Consider the following 2,248-nt stretch of genomic DNA (forward strand, 5'->3'; position numbering starts at 1 on the left):
GACCCTCCACATCACGACGCCCTTCGGGCGGCGATCGCTGACGGCTGCGCAGGTGAAGGCGCAGGCGAACGCGGACGGCTGTCCGCGTGAGACCACCGTCCAGAAATGGACCGCACTCCGCGACATCACCGAGGCGCGCGCACAGCTCGGCCTCTCGGCGCCGAGCCTTGCGGTGCTCGACGCGCTTGCATCCTTCCTGCCCGAGACCGCGCTGCAGATCGGGGAGGGGCCCAGCCTCGTCGTCTTCCCGTCGAACCGGGCGCTGAGCCTGCGCACCCGCGGCATGGCCGAGCCGACGATCCGCCGCCACCTCGCCGCCCTGGTCGAGTCCGGCATCGTCATCCGCCGGGATAGCCCGAACGGGAAGCGTTACTGCCGGCGCGGGGCAGGGGGCCAAGTCGCCCAGGCCTACGGCTTCGACCTCGCCCCCCTCGTCGCCCGCGCGGCCGAGTTCGCCGGCATGGCCGAGACGGTGCGCGCCGAGGCGCTGGCGCTGCGCGTGGCCCGCGAGCGCGTCACGCTGCTGCGACGGGACTGCATGAAGCTGATCCAGGCCCTTGAGGCAGCCGAGGGCGCGCCGGGCGCCGCCGAGCCGCTGAGAGCACGATACAGCGCGATCCTGGGCGCCCTGCCCCGCAAGGCCGCCCGCGCCGATCTGGGCGCGGCTGGCGAGGCTCTAACCGCCCTAGCGGCCGATGTGGGCAAGCTGTTGCTCGCGCATCAGGAGGACATGGATTCGAGCGGCAGTGCCGATCAGGATGAGCGGCACATTCAGAGTTCAAATCCCGAACCTTTTGGTTCTGAACCAGCCTCCGGAGTCGGGCAGAAGGAACCCGCGACGCCCACATCGGTGAGCGGCACGCCGCCGACGCCTGGCGGAGCAGGGCAGGGGGCGGCCGCCGCCCACCTCCCGACCCGCACCAACTACCCGCTTGGACTCGTCCTCGACGCCTGCCCCGACATCCGGGACTACGCTCGCGGCGGCATCGGCTCGTGGCGGGATCTCGTCGACACCGCAGGCCTCGTCCGGTCCATGCTCGGGATCAGCCCGCACGCCTGGGACGAAGCCCGCGAGGTGATGGGCGAGGACGCGGCCGCGGTGACGGTCGCAGCGATCCTGCAGCGCGCCGAGCACATCAAGGCGCCGGGTGGATATCTGCGCGCCCTGGTCGAGCGGAAGAGGCGAGGGGAGTTCAGCCTGGGGCCGGTTCTACAAGCCCTGAGCCGCGGACAGCTTGCGCGGCGAGCGGCCGGCCAGCGCGGGGCAAGGTAGGGGAGGCAGAAGGCCGGCATGTCCGCGCACCTTGCCCCCGTCCCGACCTCTGATCTCTACACGTGGCGCTCCGGCGTCGAGCGCCTGAGCCCGGCGAAGTCGCCCTGCCCCGGCCTCTACGGCGAGCCGTGGCAGAGGACGCACGCCGCGATGCTCGACTTCCTAGAGCGGTTCGGCGCACAGGCGGTGGAGCTCGGGTGGACGGACCTTGAACTGTTCGGCATCCATCCGGTGATCGGCACCGGCCGGGCCGACCATTGCGGCGCCCTGGTGCTGACCGGTCGGCAGGTCGAGGCGATCGACGCGAAGACGGTGACCTACGGGAACCTGACCTACTACCGCGACGTCCCGGGCAAGCCGCAGGGCATCCCGATCTGGGCGTTCAAGGGGTGAGCGCTACGTCTCCGCCATGGCTGATCAGAAGACCACGGGCGACCTGCGCAAGGCTGCCGAGATCACCGACGAGCAGATCAATGCCGCGGTCGACGCGGTGCTCGCCAAGCCGGACACGGGTGCGTTCGCGCTCGGCGCTTTCACGCTCGACCTCGCCTCGGCGGTCGCAGCGCACGAGCCGTCAGCGAAGGCTCTGGCCGATCCGGAGACGAAGCCCGGCTGGCGACGTACCATGGCGCGCACCGCGATCTTGCTGGGCCGGCCGGAGAAGGCGTGAGGGCAGCGATGGCCAAGACTAAGCAGGATGCCGAGGCCGCGGAGATGACGGCCTCACATCGCTTGCCGGAACGCAACGCGTTCGCGGTCGGCGAGCGTGTGACAGGTCCCGGCATCGCTGGCGCGGTGCTGACGCAGGACGGGCCCTGGACGGTGACTGTGCAGCAGGATCGCGGCGGCCGGATCACGATCGGCACCGAGCTGCTCAGCAAGGCTTGATGCTGGCTCAAGCCACCGCGACCGGTAGCTCGCTCACCTGCGTCGTGTAGCGCGGCGTGCGCATCTCGAACTTCGTGCTCCAGTCCC

5 protein-coding genes are annotated in these 2,248 nt (G+C 70.8%); 4 read left to right on the plus strand and 1 reads right to left on the minus strand.

All coding sequences use genetic code 11. The annotated features are described in order from the left end of the window. From repC to AX737_RS02695, 4 genes are all read left to right on the plus strand, one after another. The coding region (gene repC / locus AX737_RS02680; RefSeq protein WP_348626796.1) for a plasmid replication protein RepC at positions 1 to 1,273 on the plus strand (1,273 nt) is incomplete at its 5' end. An 18-nt stretch (positions 1,274 to 1,291) separates the two neighbouring features. Beyond that, positions 1,292 to 1,666, plus strand: coding sequence for a hypothetical protein (locus AX737_RS02685; protein WP_245293385.1), 375 nt, complete (start codon positions 1,292 to 1,294; stop codon positions 1,664 to 1,666). A gap of 16 nt (positions 1,667 to 1,682) precedes the next feature. Further along, the gene (locus AX737_RS02690; protein WP_066918799.1) at positions 1,683 to 1,943 is read left to right on the plus strand and encodes a hypothetical protein; all 261 of its coding nucleotides are present in this window, start codon (positions 1,683 to 1,685) and stop codon (positions 1,941 to 1,943) included. Then, the gene (locus AX737_RS02695) at positions 1,940 to 2,161 is read left to right on the plus strand and encodes a hypothetical protein (RefSeq protein WP_156453495.1); all 222 of its coding nucleotides are present in this window, start codon (positions 1,940 to 1,942) and stop codon (positions 2,159 to 2,161) included. The genes AX737_RS02690 and AX737_RS02695 overlap by 4 nt, the downstream gene beginning before the upstream one ends. A gap of 7 nt (positions 2,162 to 2,168) precedes the next feature. Here AX737_RS02695 and AX737_RS31735 read toward each other — a convergent pair. Further along, positions 2,169 to 2,248, minus strand: an 80-nt coding sequence (locus tag AX737_RS31735) for a DUF4113 domain-containing protein (RefSeq protein ID WP_156453496.1), incomplete at its 5' end; no start/stop codon positions are given.

This window comes from Methylobacterium sp. CCH5-D2 (assembly GCF_001556475.1).
Lineage (GTDB): Bacteria > Pseudomonadota > Alphaproteobacteria > Rhizobiales > Beijerinckiaceae > Methylobacterium > Methylobacterium hispanicum.

What these genes read in the sequence shown, in the direction of transcription:
- AX737_RS02685 (WP_245293385.1), top strand. Translation starts at nt 1,292, where the DNA reads ATGTCCGCGCACCTTGCCCCCGTCCCGACCTCTGATCTCTACACGTGG.
- AX737_RS02690 (WP_066918799.1), top strand. Translation starts at nt 1,683, where the DNA reads ATGGCTGATCAGAAGACCACGGGCGACCTGCGCAAGGCTGCCGAGATC.